Annotated in this window: 22 protein-coding genes, 1 riboswitch and 2 other annotated features (1 of these 25 running past the window's edge); of the genes, 21 read left to right on the forward strand and 1 reads right to left on the reverse strand. The window is 32.1% G+C overall.

Features of this window, described 5'->3' with window-relative positions; genetic code table 11:
* Positions 1–208 precede the first annotated feature (208 nt).
* The 21 genes from gap (at position 209) to AC1RRU_RS07030 (ending at position 22,587) form a co-directional block, all read left to right on the forward strand.
* Positions 209–1,234, forward strand: coding sequence for a type I glyceraldehyde-3-phosphate dehydrogenase (gene gap, locus AC1RRU_RS06930; protein WP_011275537.1), 1,026 nt, complete (start codon positions 209–211; stop codon positions 1,232–1,234).
* A gap of 255 nt (positions 1,235–1,489) precedes the next feature.
* Entirely contained in the window at positions 1,490–1,960 is a 471-nt protein-coding gene (nrdR, locus tag AC1RRU_RS06935) for a transcriptional regulator NrdR (RefSeq protein WP_011275538.1), read from the forward strand.
* On the forward strand, positions 1,961–3,346 hold the full coding sequence (gene dnaB / locus AC1RRU_RS06940; RefSeq protein ID WP_011275539.1) for a replicative helicase loading/DNA remodeling protein DnaB: 1,386 nt from the start codon (positions 1,961–1,963) through the stop codon (positions 3,344–3,346).
* Positions 3,347–4,267: a primosomal protein DnaI gene (dnaI, locus tag AC1RRU_RS06945; protein ID WP_011275540.1), complete on the forward strand. Its 921-nt coding sequence runs from the start codon at positions 3,347–3,349 to the stop codon at positions 4,265–4,267.
* A 303-nt stretch (positions 4,268–4,570) separates the two neighbouring features.
* Positions 4,571–6,508, forward strand: coding sequence for a threonine--tRNA ligase (gene thrS, locus AC1RRU_RS06950; protein ID WP_011275541.1), 1,938 nt, complete (start codon positions 4,571–4,573; stop codon positions 6,506–6,508).
* Between the two features lie 49 nt (positions 6,509–6,557).
* Positions 6,558–6,733: riboswitch (Lysine riboswitch) on the forward strand.
* Positions 6,734–6,892: 159 nt separating this feature from the next.
* Entirely contained in the window at positions 6,893–8,386 is a 1,494-nt protein-coding gene (locus AC1RRU_RS06955) for an amino acid permease (RefSeq protein ID WP_016930836.1), read from the forward strand.
* A gap of 63 nt (positions 8,387–8,449) precedes the next feature.
* Positions 8,450–8,577: a sequence feature (ribosomal protein L20 leader region), on the forward strand.
* 22 nt (positions 8,578–8,599) lie between these two features.
* Positions 8,600–9,127, forward strand: coding sequence for a translation initiation factor IF-3 (gene infC, locus AC1RRU_RS06960; protein ID WP_029376631.1), 528 nt, complete (start codon positions 8,600–8,602; stop codon positions 9,125–9,127).
* A 27-nt stretch (positions 9,128–9,154) separates the two neighbouring features.
* Complete coding sequence (rpmI, locus tag AC1RRU_RS06965) at positions 9,155–9,355, forward strand: 50S ribosomal protein L35 (protein WP_002448990.1); 201 nt, start codon at positions 9,155–9,157, stop codon at positions 9,353–9,355.
* 54 nt (positions 9,356–9,409) lie between these two features.
* On the forward strand, positions 9,410–9,766 hold the full coding sequence (rplT, locus tag AC1RRU_RS06970) for a 50S ribosomal protein L20 (RefSeq protein WP_011275545.1): 357 nt from the start codon (positions 9,410–9,412) through the stop codon (positions 9,764–9,766).
* A gap of 150 nt (positions 9,767–9,916) precedes the next feature.
* Positions 9,917–10,525 carry an NUDIX domain-containing protein gene (locus AC1RRU_RS06975; RefSeq protein ID WP_037558152.1) on the forward strand — a complete coding sequence of 203 codons (609 nt, stop codon included), beginning with the start codon at positions 9,917–9,919 and terminating at the stop codon, positions 10,523–10,525.
* A 12-nt stretch (positions 10,526–10,537) separates the two neighbouring features.
* Complete coding sequence (locus AC1RRU_RS06980) at positions 10,538–11,461, forward strand: hypothetical protein (protein ID WP_011275547.1); 924 nt, start codon at positions 10,538–10,540, stop codon at positions 11,459–11,461.
* 158 nt (positions 11,462–11,619) lie between these two features.
* Positions 11,620–12,924 carry a trigger factor gene (tig, locus tag AC1RRU_RS06985; RefSeq protein ID WP_016930839.1) on the forward strand — a complete coding sequence of 435 codons (1,305 nt, stop codon included), beginning with the start codon at positions 11,620–11,622 and terminating at the stop codon, positions 12,922–12,924.
* Positions 12,925–13,081: 157 nt separating this feature from the next.
* Entirely contained in the window at positions 13,082–14,344 is a 1,263-nt protein-coding gene (clpX, locus tag AC1RRU_RS06990; protein ID WP_016930840.1) for an ATP-dependent Clp protease ATP-binding subunit ClpX, read from the forward strand.
* A 207-nt stretch (positions 14,345–14,551) separates the two neighbouring features.
* A complete protein-coding gene (gene yihA / locus AC1RRU_RS06995; RefSeq protein ID WP_011275552.1) occupies positions 14,552–15,139 on the forward strand; it encodes a ribosome biogenesis GTP-binding protein YihA/YsxC in 588 nt (195 codons plus the stop codon).
* Between the two features lie 170 nt (positions 15,140–15,309).
* On the forward strand, positions 15,310–16,656 hold the full coding sequence (gene hemA, locus AC1RRU_RS07000) for a glutamyl-tRNA reductase (protein ID WP_016930841.1): 1,347 nt from the start codon (positions 15,310–15,312) through the stop codon (positions 16,654–16,656).
* A gap of 21 nt (positions 16,657–16,677) precedes the next feature.
* Positions 16,678–17,490, forward strand: a complete 813-nt coding sequence (locus AC1RRU_RS07005) for a cytochrome C assembly family protein (RefSeq protein WP_016930842.1) — start codon at positions 16,678–16,680, stop codon at positions 17,488–17,490.
* A gap of 30 nt (positions 17,491–17,520) precedes the next feature.
* The gene (hemC, locus tag AC1RRU_RS07010; RefSeq protein ID WP_011275555.1) at positions 17,521–18,453 is read left to right on the forward strand and encodes a hydroxymethylbilane synthase; all 933 of its coding nucleotides are present in this window, start codon (positions 17,521–17,523) and stop codon (positions 18,451–18,453) included.
* 26 nt (positions 18,454–18,479) lie between these two features.
* Complete coding sequence (locus AC1RRU_RS07015) at positions 18,480–19,160, forward strand: uroporphyrinogen-III synthase (RefSeq protein ID WP_493196486.1); 681 nt, start codon at positions 18,480–18,482, stop codon at positions 19,158–19,160.
* Positions 19,150–20,124 (forward strand): porphobilinogen synthase, encoded by a 975-nt coding sequence (gene hemB / locus AC1RRU_RS07020; RefSeq protein ID WP_011275557.1) that lies wholly within the window; start codon positions 19,150–19,152, stop codon positions 20,122–20,124. Before AC1RRU_RS07015 ends, hemB begins: the two co-directional genes overlap by 11 nt.
* Before the next feature lie 22 nt (positions 20,125–20,146).
* Positions 20,147–21,430, forward strand: a complete 1,284-nt coding sequence (hemL, locus tag AC1RRU_RS07025; RefSeq protein ID WP_011275558.1) for a glutamate-1-semialdehyde 2,1-aminomutase — start codon at positions 20,147–20,149, stop codon at positions 21,428–21,430.
* An 80-nt stretch (positions 21,431–21,510) separates the two neighbouring features.
* The gene (locus AC1RRU_RS07030; protein WP_011275559.1) at positions 21,511–22,587 is read left to right on the forward strand and encodes an AbrB family transcriptional regulator; all 1,077 of its coding nucleotides are present in this window, start codon (positions 21,511–21,513) and stop codon (positions 22,585–22,587) included.
* A 126-nt stretch (positions 22,588–22,713) separates the two neighbouring features.
* Here AC1RRU_RS07030 and AC1RRU_RS07035 read toward each other — a convergent pair whose 3' ends face one another.
* Complete coding sequence (locus tag AC1RRU_RS07035) at positions 22,714–23,268, reverse strand: DNA-3-methyladenine glycosylase I (RefSeq protein ID WP_011275560.1); 555 nt, start codon at positions 23,266–23,268, stop codon at positions 22,714–22,716.
* A gap of 56 nt (positions 23,269–23,324) precedes the next feature.
* Positions 23,325–23,513, forward strand: a binding site (T-box leader); it runs 30 nt beyond the window's last position.

Raw genomic sequence — 23,513 nt, forward strand, 5'->3', positions numbered from 1 at the left:
GCGCCTTTTTTCTATTCAAAAACATAAAAATTGGACTGATGAATTTTGTCATCAGTCCAATTTATTATAGAACCTTTTTTTGTTAACCAAATATTGTCGATTAAAAAATTTTTTAAAATTAATGGAAAACGCTTTCAAATTTAAATTATTATGTTACACTATTTTTATAAAGTATAACATATAAACAAACAATCAAGGGGTGCTTTAAATGTCAACAAATATTGCAATTAATGGTATGGGTAGAATAGGTAGAATGGTGTTAAGAATCGCATTACATAAAGAAGATTTAAACGTTGTAGCGATTAACGCAAGCTATCCACCTGAAACAATTGCGCATCTAATAAATTACGATACTACTCATGGTAGATTTGATAAAAAAGTTGAACCAATTGAGAACGGTATCCGTGTCGATGGACAAGATATTAAACTTGTTTCTGACCGTAACCCTGAAAATTTACCTTGGAAAGACTTAGACATTGATATTGTAATTGAAGCTACAGGTAAATTTAACCATGGCGATAAAGCAATTGGCCATATTAATGCAGGTGCTAAAAAAGTATTACTAACTGGTCCTTCTAAGGGTGGCCATGTACAAATGGTGGTTAAAGGGGTAAATGATAACCAATTAGATGTAGATACATATGACATTTTTAGTAATGCATCTTGTACAACTAACTGTATTGGTCCGGTAGCAAAAGTGCTTAATGATAAATTTGGCATCGTTAACGGTCTTATGACAACAGTACATGCGATTACTAACGATCAAAATAATATTGATAATCCGCATAAAGATTTACGTCGTGCACGTTCATGTAATGAAAGTATTATTCCAACTTCAACTGGCGCAGCTAAAGCTTTAAAAGAAGTACTTCCAGAATTAGAAGGTAAATTGCATGGCTTAGCTTTACGTGTGCCAACTAAAAACGTGTCACTTGTAGACTTAGTTGTAGATTTAAAAGAAGATGTTACAGCTGAACAAGTCAATGACGCATTCAGAAATGCTGGACTAGATGGTATTCTCGATGTAGAAGACGAGCCACTAGTATCAATGGACTTCAATACAAATCCTAATTCAGCAGTTATTGACGCTCAAAACACAATTGTGATGGATGATAATAAAGTAAAAGTGATTGCATGGTATGATAATGAGTGGGGTTACTCAAATAGAGTAGTTGAAGTTGCTCAACAAATTGCTAAATTAATTGGCTCTGAAAATGTTGCAACGGCTAAATAATAAGATATCACTATAAATTAAAACGAGACTGTTAAATCTTTTGACTAAGATTTGATAGTCTCGTATTTTATTTTTATGTGATTTTGTATTAAAACTTTCACGCATTCTTGTCATTAAAGAAATATATTATGCATAAAACTAGATTTTTATTAAGATACTTTTGTTTTAGTTTAATTTAAATGAGAATTAGACTTCTTTTGTCAAGAATGCTTTTATAGTATAATGAATCATAATCTATTCAAGAGGGTGAAAGATATGAAATGCCCAAAATGTAGTTCAACACATTCGCGTGTAGTTGATTCTAGACATGCGGATGATGCAAATGCAATTAGAAGAAGAAGAGAATGCGAAAATTGTGGTACTCGATTTACGACGTTCGAACATATAGAAGTAAGTCCATTAATTGTCGTAAAAAAAGATGGAACTCGAGAACAATTTTTAAGAGAGAAAATTTTAAATGGTCTTGTTAGATCTTGTGAAAAGAGACCAGTACGTTATCAACAATTAGAAGATATTACTAATAAAGTTGAATGGCAGCTACGTGATAGCGGACAAACTGAAATATCTTCGCGAGATATTGGTGAACATGTTATGAACCTGTTGATGCATGTCGATCAAGTTTCTTATGTGAGATTTGCTTCAGTTTATAAAGAGTTTAAAGATGTTGATCAATTGTTAGCATCAATGCAAGGTATCTTGAACGATAATAAACGGAGTGATCTATAAATGAGTTTACAATCGTATGAGTATGGTTTGAGTCCACATGACGGTTTTAAAGTGTATCGTCAGTTCCAATTTAATCATAATCATTTGGAAATACTTAATAGATTGTATATGCCATTAATTGGCGCGCAAGCGATAGGTACATATCACTTTATGAACCAATTCGTGAATAGTGATGACACATTAACGCATTACACAATAATGAATGAATTGAAAATGAATTTATCAGAATTTAGACAGTATATGGATTTATTGGAAGCAATCGGTTTATTTAAAACATATGTAAAGCATGATGAACGACAATCATTTTTTATTTACGAATTGATACAACCACCAACTGCCTATCAATTTTTTAATGATCCTATGTTATCAATTTATCTATATAACCAAGTCGATAAACAACGTTTTAAAAGCTTAAAAAATTATTTTAAAAAGCATGATTTTGATTTAAGTGGGTTTCAACAAGTAACTCGCAAGTTTACTGATGTTTTTAAAATTCCACACTCAAGCGTTACTATTGATGCTTCATCAATTAAAAAAGAAAAACCATATCATGGTATTGATTTATCCAATGTATCATTTGATTTTGAGATTTTAAAAGAAATGCTACGTCATCATTTTATTAGCGATGAAATTATAACTAAAGAAGCTAGAGATTTAATTGTTCAATTGGCTACATTGTATGGTTTAACAGAAGATGCTATGAAACGAATTATATTGAATTCTATTACAAGTAATCAACAATTATCATACGAAGAAATGAGAAAGCATGCACGTTCGTATTATTTAATTGAACATAATCAACAATTACCTGAATTAGAGCCTAAGGCAAGTAATCATAATGAAGTGAATAGTAACAATCAATCTGTGTCTTCAAGTCAACCAACTTCCAATGATGATTGGTTTCAATTGTTAGAGGAAACAAGTCCAGTAGATATGTTGGCGTCATGGTCAGAATCAGAACCAACATTTCAACAAAAGAAAATGATTGAAGAGTTAGTCGAAAGAGAAAAATTAAGCTTTGGTGTAATTAATATTCTTTTACAATTTGTAATGCTAAAAAATGAGATGAAACTACCTAAAACATATATTTTAGAAATCGCATCTAATTGGAAAAAATTAGGTATTAAGACTGCAAAAGAAGCATATAACTATGCGTTAAAAGCAAATGAATCAAAATCAGAATATAAAGGTAATGACCAACGTCAATCAAGAAAGCGTTATTCAAAATCACGTGAGATTGTATCTAGAGAAAAAACACCTAAATGGTTAAAAAATAGAGGTCAAGAAAAAACTGATAAAGAAACGACTAAAGAAGAACAAGAACAGTTTGAAAAGGAAAGAGCTGCGTTTCGTGAACAACTAAAACGCGATTGGGAGGAGGATTAAATGAAATCATTCAATAGTATTATCAAATCAAATGGCGATTTAGAAAAAAGAATTGCTAAAATTAAAAAACAAGTCGTTAACGATCCTGATGTTAAATCATTTTTAAATGAACATCAATCTGAATTGACCAATGAAATCATTGATAATGACTTAAATGTGTTGCAAGAGTATAAAGATCAACAAAAAAATTATGATGGGCATGATTATGAAAATTGTCCGAACTTTGTTAAGGGTCATGTTCCTGAATTATATATCGACAATAATAGAATTAAAATACGTTATAACATGTGCCCTTGCAAAATTAAACACGATGAAGAAAGATTTAATTCTCACTTAATCACATCACACCATATGCAACGTGATACATTAAACGCTAAGATGAAAGATATTTATGACACTGATTTGAACCGATTAGTTATTGCTAAAAATGTAAATGATATCTGTAAACAATTAGTTAATGGAGAAAATGTAAAAGGAATGTATATTCACGGCCCATTTGGAACAGGGAAATCATTTATTCTAGGTGCAATTGCCAATCAACTTAAAGCTAAAAGTGTTGCTTCTACGATTGTTTATTTACCTGAATATATTCGCACACTCAAAAGTGGTTTCAGAGATGGGAGTTATGAAACAAAGTTACAACGAATAAGAGAGGCAAATATATTAATGATAGATGATATAGGTGCGGAAGAAGTAACACCTTGGGTTAGAGATGAAGTAATTGGACCATTATTACACTATCGCATGGTTCAAGAACTACCAACGTTTTTCTCATCGAATTTAAATTTTGAAGAGCTAGAACATCATTTATCTATCACACGTGAAGGTGCGGAAGAAACAAAAGCCGCTAGAATTATTGAAAGAATTAAATCTTTATCAACGCCATATTATTTGGATGGTAAAAATTTAAGAAACAATTGAAATTTAAAATAACTATTGTATAATTAAGATAAATCTTAATCGTTGAAATAGTTGAAGATATGATAATTTAATCCATGTTATACAGCGAGCTAATGTATGATGAGAGATTAGCTAATAAATTAAATTATTACTCCTTCATCATTAGGTGTTGGTAATCAATGCCCGGCTCAAGACCGTTATCTTAAGTAGAGATATTTAGCTATTGCTAAATAACTAGGGTGGTACCACGACGAACTCGTCCCTTTTTTTAGGGGCGAGTTTTTTATTTCAACGAAATTAGAATTTAATTATGGAGGTTTTCTAATGGATCAAATAAATGTTCAATTCCCAGATGGAAATTCGAAAGCGTTTGATAAAGGCATTACAACTGAAGAAATTGCACAATCAATTAGCCCTGGATTAAGAAAAAAAGCGGTTGCTGGTAAATTTAAAAATCAAATGGTCGATTTAACTAGACCGTTAGAAGAAGACGGTTCAATTGAAATTGTGACTCCAGGTAGTGATGAAGCGCTTGAAGTTTTACGTCATTCTACTGCCCATTTAATGGCCCAAGCTTTAAAACGTTTATATGGGGATGTTAAGTTTGGAGTTGGCCCTGTTATAGACGGTGGATTCTATTATGATTTTGATATGGATGAAAAGGTTTCGTCAGATGACTTTGAAAAAATTGAAAAAACGATGAAACAAATTGTTGATGAAAATCATAAAATTGAACGTAAAGTTGTATCAAGAGAAGAAGCTAAATCATTCTTCAAAGATGATCCTTATAAATTGGAATTAATAGACGCTATACCTGAAGATGAAAGTGTTACTTTGTATTCGCAAGGTGAATTTACTGATTTATGTCGTGGTGTACACGTTCCTTCAACTTCAAAAATCAAAGAATTTAAATTACTTTCAACTGCCGGTGCATATTGGCGTGGTGACAGCAATAACAAAATGTTACAGCGTATTTATGGTACAGCATTCTTTGATAAAAAAGATTTGAAAGCACATTTAGAGATGCTTGAAGAGCGTCGTGAGCGTGATCACCGTCGAATTGGTAAAGATTTAGAGCTATTCACTAATAATCAATTAGTAGGTGCAGGTCTTCCATTATGGTTGCCTAATGGTGCTACAATTCGTAGAGAAATTGAACGTTATATAGTTGATAAAGAGGTAAGTATGGGTTATGACCACGTATATACTCCAGTGTTAGCAAATGTTGAGTTATACAAAACTTCTGGACACTGGGATCATTATAGAGATGATATGTTCCCACCAATGAAATTAGATGAAACAGAAGAAATGGTATTACGACCTATGAATTGTCCACATCATATGATGGTCTATAATAATCGTCCTCATTCTTATCGTGAACTACCTATCCGTATTGCAGAATTAGGAACTATGCACAGATATGAAGCTAGTGGTGCTGTATCAGGATTACAACGTGTACGTGGAATGACATTAAACGATTCACACATATTTGTTAGACCTGATCAAATTAAAGATGAATTTAAACGTGTTGTTAACATGATTCAAGAAGTATATAGTGACTTTGGCTTTGAAGATTACACATTCAGATTAAGTTACAGAGATCCAGAAGATAAAGAGAAGTATATGGATGATGATGAAATGTGGAACAAAGCTGAAACTATGTTAAAAGAAGCAGTCGATGAAATGGGATTACCATATGTTGAAGCAATTGGTGAAGCGGCATTCTATGGTCCAAAACTAGATGTTCAAGTTAAGACTGCTATGGGTAAAGAAGAAACTTTATCAACTGCTCAAATTGATTTCTTATTGCCAGAACGTTTTGAACTAACATACATCGGTAGCGATGGTGAAAATCATCGTCCAGTAGTTATTCATCGTGGCGTAGTTTCAACTATGGAACGATTTGTAGCGTTCTTAACTGAAGAAACTAAGGGTGCATTCCCAACTTGGTTAGCACCTAAACAAGTTGAAATAATACCTGTTAATGTTGACTTACATTATGACTATGCTAGAAATTTACAAGATGAATTAAAATCACAAGGTGTACGTGTAGAAATTGATGACCGTAATGAAAAAATGGGGTACAAAATTCGTGAAGCACAAATGCAAAAAATACCTTATCAAATAGTTGTTGGTGATAAAGAAGTTGAAAACAATCAAGTCAATGTACGTAAATACGGCTCTCAAGATCAAGAAACAGTTGAAAAAGATGAATTTATTTGGAATTTAGTAGATGAAATTCGTTTGAAAAAACATAGATAGTCTTGATAAAAATGATAGCTTAATGTATATTACTATATAGTTAATTAAAAAAAGAGTTAGAGGTTGCGTCTTTAATTAGTAACACTTCAGAAGTTATTAAGGAACGTATGTTGAAAGTGTGGAAGGTAAAGATGCCGAAATGAATGATACCCTTAATTATCATTTGTTGGGACAGTTATCGAAAAGAAACTGTACTGTCACAATTTGTGATGTGCTACCGACATAGATTAAGCAGATGGTTGCATATCTAAAGGTATGCAACCATTTTTTTATGCTTTAAAGAATTATAAACTATTTGGAAGTATAATTTGAATGCGTTCATAATCATCGCATAACACAACAAAACTATTTTAGTTAGCCTCTACTGTAAGAAAGGGAGCTTCTATGAAAAAAGTCGAAAATCAAGATGATGGAATCAAAAGAGGACTGAAGGACCGCCATATTTCTATGATAGCAATGGGTGGTTGTATCGGTACCGGATTATTTATGACCTCTGGGGGAGCAATACACGATGCAGGGGCATTAGGTGCTTTAATTGCATATGCGATTATTGGAGCTATGGTATTCTTCCTCATGACATCTTTAGGTGAAATGGCAACGTATTTACCAGTGTCTGGTTCATTTAGTACTTACGCAACACGTTTTGTAGATCCATCTTTAGGATTTGCGTTAGGTTGGAACTATTGGTTTAACTGGGTTATTACAGTTGCAGCAGATGTAACCATTGCTGCACAAGTCATTCAATATTGGACACCTATGGCTGGTATTCCAGCATGGGTTTGGAGTTGTATATTCTTAGTTATTATATTCGCACTAAACTCTTTATCTGTTAGAGTTTATGGTGAAAGTGAATATTGGTTCGCTTTAATCAAAGTTGTAACAGTCATTATCTTTATCATTATTGGTCTTTTAACGATACTAGGTATTATGGGTGGAGAATTTGTAGGTTTCGAGACATTTACGAAAGGTGACGGACCAATTCTAGGTGGTAACTTAGGTGGAAGTTTATTATCAATTCTAGGCGTCTTCCTAGTTGCTGGATTCTCATTCCAAGGTACAGAGTTAATTGGTATTACAGCTGGAGAATCTGAAAATCCAGAACGCGCTGTACCTAAAGCTATTAAACAAGTATTCTGGAGAATATTATTATTCTACATATTAGCAATATTTGTTATAGGTATGTTAATCCCTTACGATAGTAATGCATTGATGGGTGGCGATGATAATATTGCTACTTCTCCATTTACACTCGTGTTTAAAAATGCTGGGTTAGCTTTTGCGGCATCATTTATGAATGCAGTTATTTTAACATCAGTTTTATCAGCAGGTAATTCAGGTATGTATGCATCAACACGAATGTTATATTCTATGAGTAAAGATAAATTAGCTTTCCATTCATTTGGTAAAACGAATAAATATGGTGTGCCATACTTATCTTTATTTGCGACAGCGATTTTAGTTGTTATTATTTTCTTAGTGCAAAAACTAAGTGGTGACGCATATGAATATATTGTTGCTGCAAGTGGTATGACAGGCTTTATCGCATGGGTAGGTATTGCAATTAGTCACTACAGATTTAGAAGAGCTTTCGAAAAACAACATCATAGTAAAAGGGAGTTGAAGTATAAAGCTAAATGGTTCCCATTCGGTCCTATATTCGCAGGCTTGCTCTGTGTGATTGTCATAATCGGGCAAGATGTTGATTTTATTAAAACAGGTCATTTCGATTTAAATCGCTTCATTATCACATATATGGGAATCCCAGTTTTCTTAGTATTCTTTATTTATCATAAATTGAGATATAAAACGAAGATAATTCCATTAGATAAAGTAGATTTAAGACAAGATGTTTCAATGGATGAAGTAAAACATCACTAATATTAAAATAATTGTTGACTTATATGATATACACTGATATGATTATTAACGTTGAATACGAAACGTACCAAGTAGAAACACCCGTTTCTCACCTGTAGCGACGCATCAAGCAGTTGGCAGGTTAATCATGTCACACATTATATGTGTATGAGAGAAGAGCGGGCATTCTATGCTCGCTCTTTTTGCTTGGAAAATTTCGTAAAATTTTGGGAGGTGTCAACCATAGCAAAAGATCAAACGCAAGTTAACGAAAAGATTCGCGCTAAAGAATTACGTTTAATTGGCCAAAATGGTGACCAAATTGGTGTTAAATCAAAACGAGAAGCATTAGAAATGGCTGAACGTGTTGAATTAGATTTAGTAGTTGTAGCACCAAATGCTAAACCACCTGTTGCAAGAATTATGGATTATGGTAAATACAAATTCGAACAGCAGAAAAAAGAAAAAGAAATGAAAAAGAAACAAAAAGTTATCAATGTTAAAGAAATACGCCTAAGTCCAACTATTGAGGAACATGATTTCCAAACTAAGTTGAAAAATGGTCGTAAATTCTTATCTAAAGGCGATAAATGTAAAGTTTCTATTCGTTTCAGAGGTCGTGCAATCACTCATAAGGAAATTGGTCAGCGCGTATTAGAAAAATTCGCTGACGAATGTAAAGATATTGCCACTGTTGAACAGAAACCTAAAATGGAAGGGCGTCAAATGTTTATCATGTTAGCGCCTATTAACGAAAAATAATTCACTATTATTAGGAGGAAATGAATCATGCCAAAAATGAAAACTCACCGTGGAGCAGCTAAACGTGTTAAAAGAACTGGTTCAGGTCAATTAAAACGTTCAAGAGCTTTCACATCACACTTATTTGCAAATAAAAACACTAAACAAAAACGTAAATTACGTAAAGCTAAATTAGTTTCTAAAAGCGATATGAAACGAGTAAAACAATTATTAGCTTATAAAAAATAATTGTAATTGATAAATGTACGATAATTAATTGTTATATCTAAGGAGGAATTTAATATGCCACGAGTTAAAGGTGGAACAGTAACAAGAGCACGTCGTAAAAAAACGATTAAATTAGCTAAAGGTTACTTCGGTGCTAAACACACATTATATAAAGTAGCAAAACAACAAGTAATGAAATCAGGTCAATACGCTTTCCGTGACCGTCGTCAACGTAAACGTGATTTCCGTAAATTATGGATTACACGTATTAACGCAGCTGCACGTCAACATGACATGAGCTATTCAAGATTAATGAACGGCTTGAAAAAAGCTGACATCAATATTAACCGTAAAATGCTTTCTGAAGTTGCTATTTCAGATGAAAAAGCTTTCGCAGAGTTAGTTTCAAAAGCTAAAGAAGCTTTAAAATAATTGATTTATAAAAGATGACTTTGAAGTCATCTTTTTTTGTTTTCAAATAATTAAGAATTGAAATTATAAATCGTTAATGCACCTTTATTTGTTCTTTGGTGATCGAGTTTGATAAAATGCTAATTAAGAAATTATTGTAAGGAGAACACTATGTCTAAATATGATGAGCAAATTATAGTTGTACCAAGAGATATCCTTTTTGAACAAGAGTCAAATGCTTTTAACGGCTTTTTAACTAAAAATGATCCACAAGGTGAAGCGATATTTAATACTTTTTCTAATTATGAAGTTAAAAGACGTGGAGATATGGAAGAAGATCCTTCATATAAACAATTAATATCATATTGTCTTTTAGAAAATGAGAAAAATGAAATATTAGTATACAAAAGATTAAGTGGTGGTGGAGAGTCACGTTTACATGGTCAATCTTCTATCGGTGTAGGTGGACACATGAATGATGTGATTGGCGCAAATTCTGTAAATGAAGTTTTAAGGGTAAATGCTCAAAGAGAGCTAGAAGAAGAAGTCGGTTTATTAGAAGCTAATTCTCAGAATTTGGAATATATAGGTTTTATAAATGATGATACAAACGATGTGGGTAAAGTACATATAGGTGTAGTTTTTAAAATTAAAGTTAACTCAAATGATATTGAAGTACGTGAAACAGATACATTAAAAATTCAATGGTTAGAAAAAGAGCGTATTGATAATAATGATGAATTTGAAACATGGAGTGCATTAATTTTAAAAGATTTATAGGAGGGATACAACATGTCAGACATCATCCCTTTTCCAAAACTACAACAAAAATTGTATAAAGATATTAAATCATCTCATAACAGTCAACATTACGAAACAGTATATCAATTAATTGAAGATTATGAAGCACAATTTGAACTAGATGAGACATTAGCCTTAATTAAATGTGATATGTTATATCATTTGAATTCGTTTTTGGAGTTAAGAGAAGAAGCTATTGTACTTTTAAAAAGAGGCATTCAAGCGTATGATGAGTTAATGTTATATTATATCAAGGCGTTAAATGGCTTAGGTCAGTATTATGAGTCTGTAAATGTTATCAATCAAATTATAGACGAAGTTCAAAGTCATAAAACAAGAATGGCGTTATTTCCATTAAAGGAATATGCTCAATCTCAACTCAATGAAGATAAACATATCACAAGCCAATCATTGGCTAAATTTAATACACTCAATTTGAATGAACAAATACAATTAGTTCTTAAATTAATTGATAATGGGCATTATGAATTTAAAGAAACTATAGCCTTTTTATTATCTAATGAGGTTGAGGCAGACAATTTAAAAAGTTTAATGTTAGAATTTTTAAGATTTGCTGGCTACAATACACCAATTAATATTAACAAGATGAATTATTCAGTTAACGTTATTCCTAATGAGCTTAATGGTTTGGAACATACTGAACTTAAAACTCAAGTAATTCCTCGAGTAATTGATAAGCTAGAAAATGGAGCACTCAATATCATTGATGAAGCAATACATACCATGAATAATCATGCTATATTACTATATCCACTTAATGTATTCGATTTATACACTTGTGATGATTGGATTACTGGTTATGATGTTTACTTTAAATCAATGATTGGTATACAAACTAATGAAGATAGTTTAAAAATATTAAATTTTATTAATAGTCTTGATGGTCAAATTTGAGCAAATTATTTTATATTGTTAAATTAATTCGTTAAAGTTAGATTATTGAATTTTAAAAGTGTTTTAAACCCTATAAAAGACTGTTTGTGTCCGTATAGGACGTGTGCTATAATAGGGAAGTTGAAAAAATAAAAATGTAATCATGGAGGTATTTATACATGACAGCAACTTGGGAAAAAAAGGAAGGTAACGAAGGATTATTAAAAGTTACAGTTCCAGCAGAAAAAGTAGACAAAGCATTAGATCAAGCATTTAAAAAAGTAGTTAAACAAATTAACGTGCCTGGTTTCCGTAAAGGTAAAGTGCCTCGTCCTATCTTTGAACAACGTTTCGGTGTAGAAGCATTATATCAAGATGCGGTAGATATTCTATTACCTGAAGCATATGGTGAAGCTATTGATGAAACTGGAATCAATCCAGTAGCTCAACCAGAAGTTAATGTTACACAAATTGAAAAAGGTAAAGATTTTGAATTTGAAGCTACTGTAACTGTTGAACCTGAAGTTCAATTAGGTGATTACAAAGGTTTAGAAATAGAAAAACAAGATTCAGAATTAACTGATGAAGATTTACAAGAAGCAATTGACCATAGCCTAGGACACTTAGCTGATATGGTAGTTAAAGAAGATGGTGCTGTTGAAAATGGAGATACAGTAAACATTGACTTTGATGGCTATGTTGATGGCGAGCAATTTGAAGGTGGACAAGCAGATGGTTATGATCTTGAAATTGGCTCAGGCTCATTTATTCCTGGATTTGAAGATCAATTGGTAGGCGTTAAAACAGGTGAAGAAAAAGATGTAGTTGTAACTTTCCCTGAAGAATATCATGCTGAAGAATTAGCTGGCAAAGAAGCTACTTTCAAAACTAAAGTAAATGAAATTAAATATAAAGAAGTACCTGAATTAGATGATGAAATTGCAAATGAATTAGATTCAGATGCTAACAGTGTTGATGAGTACAAAGAAAACTTACGCAAACGTTTATCAGAACAAAAAGCTGAGGAAGCTGAAAATGTTGAAAAAGAAGAAGCAATTAATAAAGCAACTGATAATGCTACAATCGATATTCCTCAAGCAATGATTGACACTGAATTAGATCGTATGGTTCAAGAATTTGGTCAAAGAATCCAACAACAAGGATTAGATTTACAAACTTACTTCCAAATTTCAGGTCAAGATGAATCTCAATTAAGAGAACAAATGAAAGATGATGCAGAACAACGCATTAAAACAAACTTAACACTTTCAGCTATTGCCGATAAAGAAAATATTGAAGCAAATGATGAAGATATCGATAAAGAATTAGAAAAAATGAGTAAACAATTTAATATCTCAGTTGAAGATATTAAAAATACTTTAGGTAATACTGACATTATTAAAAATGATGTACGTATCCAAAAAGTAATTGACTTACTTAGAGACAATGCTAAATACGTTGAATCTACTAAAGAAGATAAATAATAATTCATTGTTAAATTAATAATTAAAATTTAAAGTAGCAGGTGCATCAATATATGTAACCTGCTACTCTATGTTTTAAGCATTTTAGTTGTTAACCATGAATTTGCATTGTAGAATGCTATCTAGTATAGTCGTTTAAGAATAGAGGTGTAAATGAATGTTTAAATTCAATGAAGATGAAGAAAATTTAAAATGTTCTTTCTGTGGTAAGGACCAAGACCAAGTTAAGAAATTAGTCGCAGGAAGTGGCGTATATATCTGTAATGAGTGTATCGAACTATGTTCAGAAATTGTAGAAGAAGAGTTAGCTCAAACGACTTCTGAAGAATTTACTGAACTGCCTACACCGAAAGAAATTATGGATCATTTAAATGAATATGTTATTGGTCAAGAAAAAGCTAAAAAATCTTTAGCAGTTGCAGTATATAATCACTATAAACGTATCCAACAATTAGGACCTAATGAAGATGAAGTTGAGTTACAAAAAAGTAATATTGCGTTAATAGGACCAACTGGTAGCGGTAAAACACTATTAGCACAAACATTAGCTAAAACTTTAAACGTTCCATTTGCTATTGCAGATGCTACAAGTTTAACTGAAGCAGGTTACGTTGGTGACGATGTAGAAAATATTTTATTACGATTAATTCAAGCAGCTGACTTCGATATTGATAAAGCTGAAAAAGGTATTATCTATGTTGATGAAATTGATAAGATTGCTAGAAAATCTGAAAACACATCAATTACACGTGATGTATCTGGTGAAGGTGTTCAACAAGCCTTACTTAAAATTTTGGAGGGAACGACTGCAAGTGTGCCTCCACAAGGTGGACGTAAACATCCAAACCAAGAATTAATACAAATTGATACAACAAATATCTTATTCATTCTAGGTGGTGCGTTTGATGGCATCGATGAAGTAATTAAACGTCGCTTAGGAGAAAAAGTGATTGGATTTGCAAGTAATGAAGCGGATAAATACGATGAAGAAGCATTGTTAGAACAAATTCGCCCAGAAGATTTACAATCATATGGTTTAATACCTGAGTTTATTGGTCGTGTGCCAATAGTTGCTAACTTAGAAACATTAGATGTAGAAGCGCTTAAAAACATTTTAACGCAACCTAAGAACGCTTTAGTAAAACAATATACTAAAATGTTAGAACTTGATAATGTTGAGTTAGAATTTACCGAAGAAGCATTAGCTGCGGTAAGTGAGAAAGCTATTGAGCGTAAAACAGGAGCACGTGGATTACGTTCTATCATTGAAGAAGCATTAATCGATATCATGTATGATGTTCCTTCATCAGAAGACGTAACTAAAGTTGTTATTACTGATAAAACAATTAATGATGAAGTTGACCCAGAATTATACGATTCTGAAGGTAACATATTAAATGATAGTAAAACATCAGCATAATTAAGTTTGAGTACGCTTTGTAAAGATTGCGCCGAACAGTTGAAATAATTTTAAGATTTTATAAACAATTAAAGTTGGAGTGGAACATCGAATTCTATTTGAATTCTGTTCTGCTCCTTTTTTAATTAAAAAATTGCTTATTTAGATATAATGAAATATATATTATAATGAAACAGTTAAATTTAATTACTAAAGAGAGGATAATTTATGAATATTAATCCTAATAACATTGATTTGATTATAAGTGCTGTACAAGAAGCTCAATATCCTGATACAGGTTTATCTGAAGTAGCATTAAGTGGACGTTCAAACGTTGGTAAATCTTCTTTCATTAATAGTATGATTGGCAGAAAAAATATGGCTCGCACGTCGCAACAACCAGGCAAAACACAAACATTAAATTTCTTTAATATTGATGATCAATTAATATTTGTCGACGTCCCTGGGTATGGCTATGCAAAAGTGAGTAAATCACAACGTGAGAAATTTGGTAAAATGATTGAAGAATATTTGACTAAGAGAGAGAGTTTAAAGCTAGTCATTCAATTAGTTGACTTACGACACAATCCTACTGAAGATGATGTTTTAATGTATAATTACTTAAAACATTTTGATATACCTACACTAGTTATTTGTACTAAAGAGGACAAGATTGCAAAGGGTAAGATTCAAAAGCATATTAAAAATATTAAAGAGAAATTAGATTTAGATCCAGATGATACGATTATTAGTTACTCATCAATTCAAAATACAAAGCAGCAACAAATATGGGATTTAATTGCTAATTATTTATAATTATTTTAATCTAAGCAGAGGTCAAACTTCTGTTTAGATTTTTTAATGGGATAAGTGTCAAAATTTTGACTTTAAATTAGAATCTTTCTAATTTGTTTGAGCAATCAACTTAAAATCATTAAATTATGTGTTATACTAACTGTATTGTTAGTATTTGGAGGGCGTTATAAATGCATTTTATTGCTATAAGTATAAATCATCGCACTGCCGATGTAGCACTTAGAGAGCAAGTAGCTTTTAGAGATGATGCCTTACGATTAGCCCATGAAGATTTGTTCGAAACTAAATCTATTTTAGAGAACGTCATTTTATCTACATGTAATCGTACTGAAGTATATGCTATTGTTGATCAAATTCACACAGGTCGTTACTATATTCAAAGATTTTTAGCGCGTTCATTTGGATTTGATGTAGATGATATAAAAAATATGTCAGAAGTTAAAGTGGGGGACGAAGCAGTTGAACATTTACTGCGTGTCACTTCTGGCTTGGATTCAATTGTATTAGGTGAAACTCAGATTCTTGGACAAATGAGAGATGCATTCTTTTTAGCTCAAGACATTCAAACAACTGGTACAATTTTTAATCATTTATTTAAACAGGCTATTACTTTCGCTAAAAAGGCGCATAATGAGACTGACATAGCAGATAATGCTGTGAGTGTTTCATATGCAGCAGTTGAATTAGCTAAAAAGGTATTTGGTAAACTAAAAGGTAAACAAACTATTATTATAGGTGCAGGGGAAATGAGTGAATTATCACTCTTAAATTTATTAGGTTCTGGTATTGATGATATTACTGTCGTTAATAGAACTGAAACTAATGCGTATAAATTAGCAACGAAGCACGGCGTAAATTATAATACACTTGAGTCATTACCAACTCTTTTGACTAATGCTGATATTGTTATCAGTTCAACAAGTTCGCCAGATTTTATTGTTACAAAATCTATGATTGAGTCGGTCAATCTTAAGAGAAAAGCTTCTTCATTATTGTTAATAGACATTGCGGTTCCTAGAGATATTGAACCAAATGTTAATATCAGCGAAAATATTTTTAGCTATGACGTGGATGATCTTAAAGGTTTAGTTGATGCTAACTTGCGAGAACGTCAGATGGCTGCTGACTTTATAGCAAGTCAGATTCCTGATGAAGTCCAGGCTCATAATGATTGGGTAAATATGTTAGGTGTTGTACCTGTAATTAGAGCATTGCGTGAAAAAGCAATGACAATCCAGTCAGAAACAATGGATAGTATTGATAGAAAGCTACCTGATCTTAGTGATAGAGAACGTACAATCATTTCGAAACATACTAAAAGTATTATTAATCAAATGTTGAAAGATCCAATAAAACAGGCCAAAGAATTGAGTAATGATAAGAGAAGTAATGAAAAATTAGAGCTATTTCAAAACATATTTGATATTGATACTGCAGACCCTTACGAGGATATTAAAGCTCGTAAAGCACAAAAAGAAAAAGAAGTTTCTATCCGTCACATCTTTAGTTTTGAATAAGCATATTAATATGGTGATAATATGCAAGAGACCCTGTTTATTAGATTTCATGAAATAATATTAATTATATATTTAATTAGTATTCTCTGTTATTTTATAGATTTCGTTAAAAAGAGTCATAAAATTAGAGAATTAGGAATTTATACATTAGGGATTGTTTGGATATTGCAAACAATCTCTTTATCTGTTTATATCACTTCGCATAATGAAATTCCGTTGAGTTCATTATTTGATGTATTTTTCTTTTTATCATGGATAATTATATGTATAGCACTGGTTTTAAATGTAGTTAAAGTATTAAGTTTTTCAGTATTCTTTCTCAATGTTATTGGATTTATATTATTGATGATGAATACTTTTCAACCTGAGCATTACTCAACAAATGTGCAACGCATTGCAGTTATAAATGAATTGTTATTAGTGCATATAGGCTTAGCGGTATTAAGTTATGCTCTTTTTGCACTAGCTTTTGTAAATTCATTACTTTATATTATTCAATACCGCAATTTAAGGGAAAAGAATTTTGATCAAAAATACTTTAGAATTGGTAGCGTAGCCACACTTGAAACGGTTGTTTTTTATTCATCTTTAAGTGGTTTCATTATATTAATTTTGAGTGTTATTTTAGGCGCACAGTGGGGTGTCTATGCAATTGGACATAGTATTTTTGCTGACCCTAAAGTAGTACTATCTTCTATTATTACAATTTTTTACGCTATTTATTTACTAAGTCGTATTAATCGATGGTTTAAAACAATTTATTTAATTTACTTTAATATTATGTTATTTTGCTTATGCATGATTAATCTATTTTTTACAACACATTTCACTTGAATTTTCAAATGTCATTAGGAGGCAACAATTATGCGCAAATTGGTTGTAGGCTCACGTAGAAGTAAGCTTGCCTTAACTCAGAGTCAACAATTTATAGATAAGTTAAAAGCGGTGGATCCAACACTTGAAATAGAAATTAAGGAGATTGTCACTAAAGGTGACCGCATCGTAAATAAACAATTATCTAAAGTGGGCGGTAAAGGACTATTTGTTAAAGAAATCCAACAAGAACTTTTTGACAAAGAAATTGACATGGCAATACACTCACTTAAAGATGTACCAAGTATCATTCCTGAAGGTTTAACACTAGGTTGCATACCTGATAGAGAAGTTCCATTTGATGCTTATATTTCTAAAAATCATATACCTTTAAATGAATTACCGGATGGTAGTATTATTGGTACGAGTTCATTAAGACGTGGTGCTCAAATTTTATCTAAATATCCAAACTTAGAAATTAAATGGATAAGAGGAAATATTGACACTCGACTTAAAAAATTAGAAATAGAAGATTATGATGCAATTATTTTAGCTGCTGCAGGACTTAGACGTATGGGTTGGTCAGATGATATTGTAACGACTTATCTGGACAAAGATATTTTATTACCAGCTATTGGACAAGGTGCATTAGGTATAGAGTGTCGTAGTGATGATGTCGAACTATTGGAATTATTAAGTAAAGTTCATAATCAAGCAGTAGCGAATTGTGTTACAGCTGAAAGAACATTCCTTTCAGCTATGGATGGTAGTTGTCAAGTACCTATTGGAGGGTATGCAACTAATAAGGAAAATGGTGAAATTGAATTTACTGGGTTAATTATGACTCCAGACGGTACAAAGAGATATGAGCACACAGAAGTTGGTAAAAATCCTGTTGATTTAGGTGAAGCAGTCAGCCGTGTTTTAAAAGAACAGGGTGCTTATGAAATAATCAAAAAACTAAATGAAGAGCAAGCGCATTAAACCAGATTATTGAGGTGTAATGAAATATGAAACCAGTTGTAGTTATGACGCAATCGAGTGAATTTAATAGTGATTTAGTGGAAATAATACATAAGCCATTTATAGAAATTCAATCACTTGAATTTGATACTCAAGTTTTGCATCATAAATATGACTGGATTATTTTTTCTTCTAAAAATGCGGTTCGCATATTTTATAAATATTTAAATCAATTAGATGTTAAATATGTGGCTGTCATTGGACAGAAAACTGCCGAACTTTGTGAAGCGCTTAAAATTAATGTTGATTTTATACCTAATGACTACTCTCAAGAAGGATTTTTGAATCAGTTTAAAAAGGATCAACAAAGCATTCTCATACCGAGTAGTGCTGAAGCGCGTCCCAAACTCCAACATACATTAGCACAAAACAATATAGTGACTAAAATCGATTTATATAAACCTATTCCTAATGATAGGAATATTAGAGAAGTCATTCAATTGATAGAACATCACAAAGTTCATGCGTTAACATTTTCAAGTTCTTCTGCAGTAAATGCATATATAAAGCATGACGTTCCTTGTGGTTTTGATAAGTATGTTGCTATTGGGGCCCAAACTGCTAACACATTACGAAAGAACGGTCTCAAGCCATTAATAGCTGATAAACAAACTTCGGAATCACTTATAAATAAAATTATTGAAAGTTGGTATAATAATGAAATTTGATAGACATAGACGATTACGCTCATCAGAGTCAATGCGTAATTTAGTTAGAGAAAACCATGTTAGAAAAGAAGATTTAATTTATCCAATATTCGTAGTTGAAAAAGATAACGTAAAAAGTGAGATTAAATCACTTCCAGGCGTTTACCAAATAAGCTTGAATTTATTAGATGATGAAATAAATGAGGCATATGAACTAGGTATTAGAGCAATCATGTTCTTTGGTGTACCAAATGCTAAAGATGACGTAGGTTCTGGTGCATATGATCATAATGGTATTATCCAAGAAGCAACACGAAAGGCTAAAGAATTGCATAAAGATTTATTAATTGTAGCAGATACATGTTTATGTGAATATACAGATCATGGACATTGTGGTGTTATTGATGATCACACTCATGATGTAGATAATGATAAATCATTACCTTTACTTGTTAAAACAGCTATCTCACAAGTTGAAGCGGGAGCAGACATTATCGCACCAAGTAATATGATGGACGGTTTTGTTGCAGAAATTCGTAAAGGTCTAGATAATGCCGGCTATTACAATATTCCAATTATGAGTTATGGTATCAAATATGCATCAAGTTTCTTTGGTCCATTTAGAGATGCGGCTGATTCTGCACCTTCTTTTGGTGACAGAAAGACTTACCAAATGGACCCAGCGAATCGCTTAGAAGCATTTCGTGAACTTGAAAGTGACTTAAAAGAGGGCGCTGATATGATGATAGTAAAACCTGCGCTAAGTTATTTAGATATTGTAAGAGACGTTAAAAACAATACAAATATTCCTGTTATTGCTTATAACGTAAGTGGTGAGTATGCAATGACAAAAGCAGCAGCACAAAATGGTTGGATAGATGAAGAACGTGTTGTTATGGAACAAATGGTTTCAATGAAACGTGCAGGTGCAGATATGATTATTACTTACTTTGCGAAAGATATTTGCCATTACTTAGATAAATAATTAATTTTAGGAGGATTTTGATATGGGTTACGAGAAATCGATTGAAGCGATGAAAATTGCTGAAAATTTAATGCCAGGTGGCGTTAATAGTCCTGTAAGAGCATTTAAATCAGTAGATACACCAGCGATTTTTATGGATCATGCAAAAGGATCAAGAATTTATGATATCGATGGTAACGAGTATATTGACTATGTATTAAGCTGGGGACCTTTAATTCTAGGTCATAAAAACGAACAAGTTATAAAAAAACTACATGAGGCTGTTAATAGAGGAACAAGCTTCGGAGCATCTACCTTAGAAGAAAACAAACTTGCAGAATTAGTAATCGAACGCGTACCATCAATTGAAAAAGTGCGTATGGTTTCATCAGGAACTGAGGCAACGTTAGCAGCGTTAAGATTGGCTCGTGGTTATACTGGAAGAAATAAGATTATTAAATTTGAAGGATGCTATCACGGTCATAGTGATTCTTTATTAATTAAAGCGGGTTCTGGTGTTGCAACACTAGGATTACCAGACTCACCTGGTGTCCCAGAAGGTACTGCTAAGAATACGATTACAGTTCCGTATAATGATTTAGAAGCAATTAAAATTGCTTTCGAAAATTATGGAGATGATATCGCTGGAATTATCGTAGAACCAGTTGCTGGTAATATGGGCGTTGTACCTCCTAAAGATGGATTCCTACAAGGGTTACGTGAGATTACAAATGACTATGGGGCGCTATTAATATTTGATGAAGTAATGACAGGTTTCCGAGTAGGGTACAATTGTGCGCAAGGTTACTTTGGTGTAACACCAGATCTTACATGTTTAGGTAAAGTTATTGGTGGTGGATTACCAGTAGGTGCGTTTGGCGGTAGAAAAGAGATTATGGACAAAGTTGCTCCAGTTGGAAATATTTATCAAGCTGGAACATTATCCGGGAACCCATTAGCAATGACGAGTGGTTACGAAACTCTAAGTCAATTAACACCTGAATCTTATGAGTATTTCCAAGAATTAGGTGATATCTTAGAAGAAGGACTAAAAAAAGTATTTAGCAAACATAATGTCCCAATTACTATTAATCGAGCTGGTTCTATGATTGGATATTTCTTAAATGAAGGACCAGTAACTAACTTTGAAGAAGCAAATAAAAGTAATTTAGAATTGTTCAGTCAAATGTATCGTGAAATGGCTAAAGAAGGTGTATTCCTACCACCTTCTCAATTTGAGGGAACATTCTTATCTACAGCACATAGTAAAGAAGACATTGAAAAAACAATCCAAGCATTTGATACTGCTTTAAGTCGTATTGTATAATGTTATGAAATAAAATGAGGTTAGGACTTTCAACTAGATGACGTCTTAACCTCATTTTTAATGAAAGAAGTGGCTACATAATGAAAAATGTATGGACCAATAACTTTATTCTATTAGTGACTGCTATTGTTATAAGTTTGTTATTACATGTTGCGCACGTTCTTTTACCATTTATGTTCGGTCCGATTATTGCATCGATAATCGTCATTAAAGTATTTAAATTAGAGGTTAAATGGCCATTCTGGCTTAGTCAAATTGGATTGATTCTATTAGGGGTGCAAATTGGATTAACATTTACGTCTGAAGTGTTGCATGATATTAAAAATGATTGGTTGATAATTGTTGTTATTACACTATTACTATTAGTTTTATCTCTATTGATCGCCTTCTTTTTCAAAAAAATAGCAAGAGTAAACACTGAGACAGCTATATTAAGTGTCATTCCAGGTGCTTTAAGTCAAATGCTAATTATGGCAGAGGAAAATAAAAAGGCAAATATTCTCGTAGTGAGTTTAACTCAAACGTCTCGCGTTATATTCGTCGTGATATTAGTACCCTTAATTTCTTATTTCTTTAGTAGTGATGGTGGAAATGAAACAACTTCTATTAAATCACCTCCATTAACGGAAGTACTAAACTTATCACAAATAATAATATTAATGTGTTGTATTGCAATCATTTATAGCCTTATGGCTAAAATTAATTTTCCTACTAAGCAATTATTGGCCCCTATTGTCGTGTTAGTAATATGGAATTTAACTACACATCACACATTTACATTAGATAATTATATTCTTGCTACTGCACAAGTGATTTATATGATTAGAATTGGATTGCAGATTGCCAATTTACTTTCCGATTTAAAAGGTCGAATTGCCGTTGCAATCATTTATCAAAATGTCTTTCTAATTATTGGATCATTTATCATGGTATATATTGTGCACATATTTACAAATAATAATATTAATGAGTTGTTTTTAGGCGGAGCGCCAGGAGGTATGAGTCAAATTGTTTTAGTTGCTATGGCAACTGGGGCAGATGTGGCTATGATTTCTAGTTTCCACATATTTAGAATCTTTTTTATTTTATTTGTAGTAGCGCCTGTCATTGGCTTTTTCTTACGTGGTGGTATATCAAAATTTCATCAAAAAAGATAGGTTGTGTCATGTAAAGTTTAAGCGTTAGTATACTTGAAATAAGAGAGGATTGATAAAACCTTCTACTTACAATAACTATTCGACTCATTTCTTAAATTGCACTCTATGACACAATCTATATTAATTTTAAGAAGGTTTAGATGGGCATCCTTTCAAATGGGCATCATATAGACCTGCCGCTTCTAAAAATGAAAAAACAGTTACTGGTCCTAAAAATTTAAAACCATATTTTTTTAAGTCTTTAGATAATTGTTTAGCACGATCGTCAACTGTAATTCTTTCTGAGGCAGTTGTATAGTTCAAATCTATAGGTTGATGATTAACATATGACCAAAGGAAATTACTAAAACTACCAAAGTCCTTTTCTATTTCAAAATAACCTTGTGCTTGTGATACAATCGCTTCTAACTTTTTACGATTATGAACAATGTTAGGAAATTCCATTAAATCATCTATATCTTTCGTAGACATCTGAGCAATTTTGCTTGGCTCAAAGTTGTAAAATGCCTGTTCGTAAGATTGTTTCTTTTTTAAAATGGTTAGCCAAGATAATCCAGCATGTTGAGATTCTAAAGCCATTAGTTTAAATAGGGCTTTGCTATCATATATAGGTTGACCCCAAACATTGTCATGATAATCTAAGTAAGTCGGGTCTTTTGTGCTAAATGCACATTCATTCATAAATATACCTCCAAGAGATTGACTTATCACGATTTCCATTATACTATAATTAAGTAATGAAATATATTATTGGGAAGAGTAAGTTTGAATGATAGCACAGAGAGCATATGGTTGGTGTAAATATGTATAACATTCAATCTGAAGGTAGCCCACTTGAACTTTTATTGAACCATTAATTAGTAGATAAAAGCGTGTTTGAGCGTTAATCAAATTAAGTGCAAGTATATTAATTTATACTTGAATTT

The sequence above is a fragment of the Staphylococcus sp. GW821-FHT11H10 genome (assembly GCF_058807855.1).

Excerpts from the sequence above, each read along its gene's own strand:
- gap (WP_011275537.1), top strand. The coding sequence starts at position 209 with ATGTCAACAAATATTGCAATTAATGGTATGGGTAGAATAGGTAGAATG.
- nrdR (WP_011275538.1), top strand. The coding sequence starts at position 1,490 with ATGAAATGCCCAAAATGTAGTTCAACACATTCGCGTGTAGTTGATTCT.
- dnaB (WP_011275539.1), top strand. The coding sequence starts at position 1,961 with ATGAGTTTACAATCGTATGAGTATGGTTTGAGTCCACATGACGGTTTT.
- dnaI (WP_011275540.1), top strand. The coding sequence starts at position 3,347 with ATGAAATCATTCAATAGTATTATCAAATCAAATGGCGATTTAGAAAAA.
- thrS (WP_011275541.1), top strand. The coding sequence starts at position 4,571 with ATGGATCAAATAAATGTTCAATTCCCAGATGGAAATTCGAAAGCGTTT.
- AC1RRU_RS06955 (WP_016930836.1), top strand. The coding sequence starts at position 6,893 with ATGAAAAAAGTCGAAAATCAAGATGATGGAATCAAAAGAGGACTGAAG.
- rpmI (WP_002448990.1), top strand. The coding sequence starts at position 9,155 with ATGCCAAAAATGAAAACTCACCGTGGAGCAGCTAAACGTGTTAAAAGA.
- rplT (WP_011275545.1), top strand. The coding sequence starts at position 9,410 with ATGCCACGAGTTAAAGGTGGAACAGTAACAAGAGCACGTCGTAAAAAA.
- AC1RRU_RS06975 (WP_037558152.1), top strand. The coding sequence starts at position 9,917 with ATGTCTAAATATGATGAGCAAATTATAGTTGTACCAAGAGATATCCTT.
- AC1RRU_RS06980 (WP_011275547.1), top strand. The coding sequence starts at position 10,538 with ATGTCAGACATCATCCCTTTTCCAAAACTACAACAAAAATTGTATAAA.
- tig (WP_016930839.1), top strand. The coding sequence starts at position 11,620 with ATGACAGCAACTTGGGAAAAAAAGGAAGGTAACGAAGGATTATTAAAA.
- clpX (WP_016930840.1), top strand. The coding sequence starts at position 13,082 with ATGTTTAAATTCAATGAAGATGAAGAAAATTTAAAATGTTCTTTCTGT.
- yihA (WP_011275552.1), top strand. The coding sequence starts at position 14,552 with ATGAATATTAATCCTAATAACATTGATTTGATTATAAGTGCTGTACAA.
- hemA (WP_016930841.1), top strand. The coding sequence starts at position 15,310 with ATGCATTTTATTGCTATAAGTATAAATCATCGCACTGCCGATGTAGCA.
- AC1RRU_RS07005 (WP_016930842.1), top strand. The coding sequence starts at position 16,678 with ATGCAAGAGACCCTGTTTATTAGATTTCATGAAATAATATTAATTATA.
- hemC (WP_011275555.1), top strand. The coding sequence starts at position 17,521 with ATGCGCAAATTGGTTGTAGGCTCACGTAGAAGTAAGCTTGCCTTAACT.
- AC1RRU_RS07015 (WP_493196486.1), top strand. The coding sequence starts at position 18,480 with ATGAAACCAGTTGTAGTTATGACGCAATCGAGTGAATTTAATAGTGAT.
- hemB (WP_011275557.1), top strand. The coding sequence starts at position 19,150 with ATGAAATTTGATAGACATAGACGATTACGCTCATCAGAGTCAATGCGT.
- hemL (WP_011275558.1), top strand. The coding sequence starts at position 20,147 with ATGGGTTACGAGAAATCGATTGAAGCGATGAAAATTGCTGAAAATTTA.
- AC1RRU_RS07030 (WP_011275559.1), top strand. The coding sequence starts at position 21,511 with ATGAAAAATGTATGGACCAATAACTTTATTCTATTAGTGACTGCTATT.
- AC1RRU_RS07035 (WP_011275560.1), bottom strand. The coding sequence starts at position 23,268 with ATGAATGAATGTGCATTTAGCACAAAAGACCCGACTTACTTAGATTAT.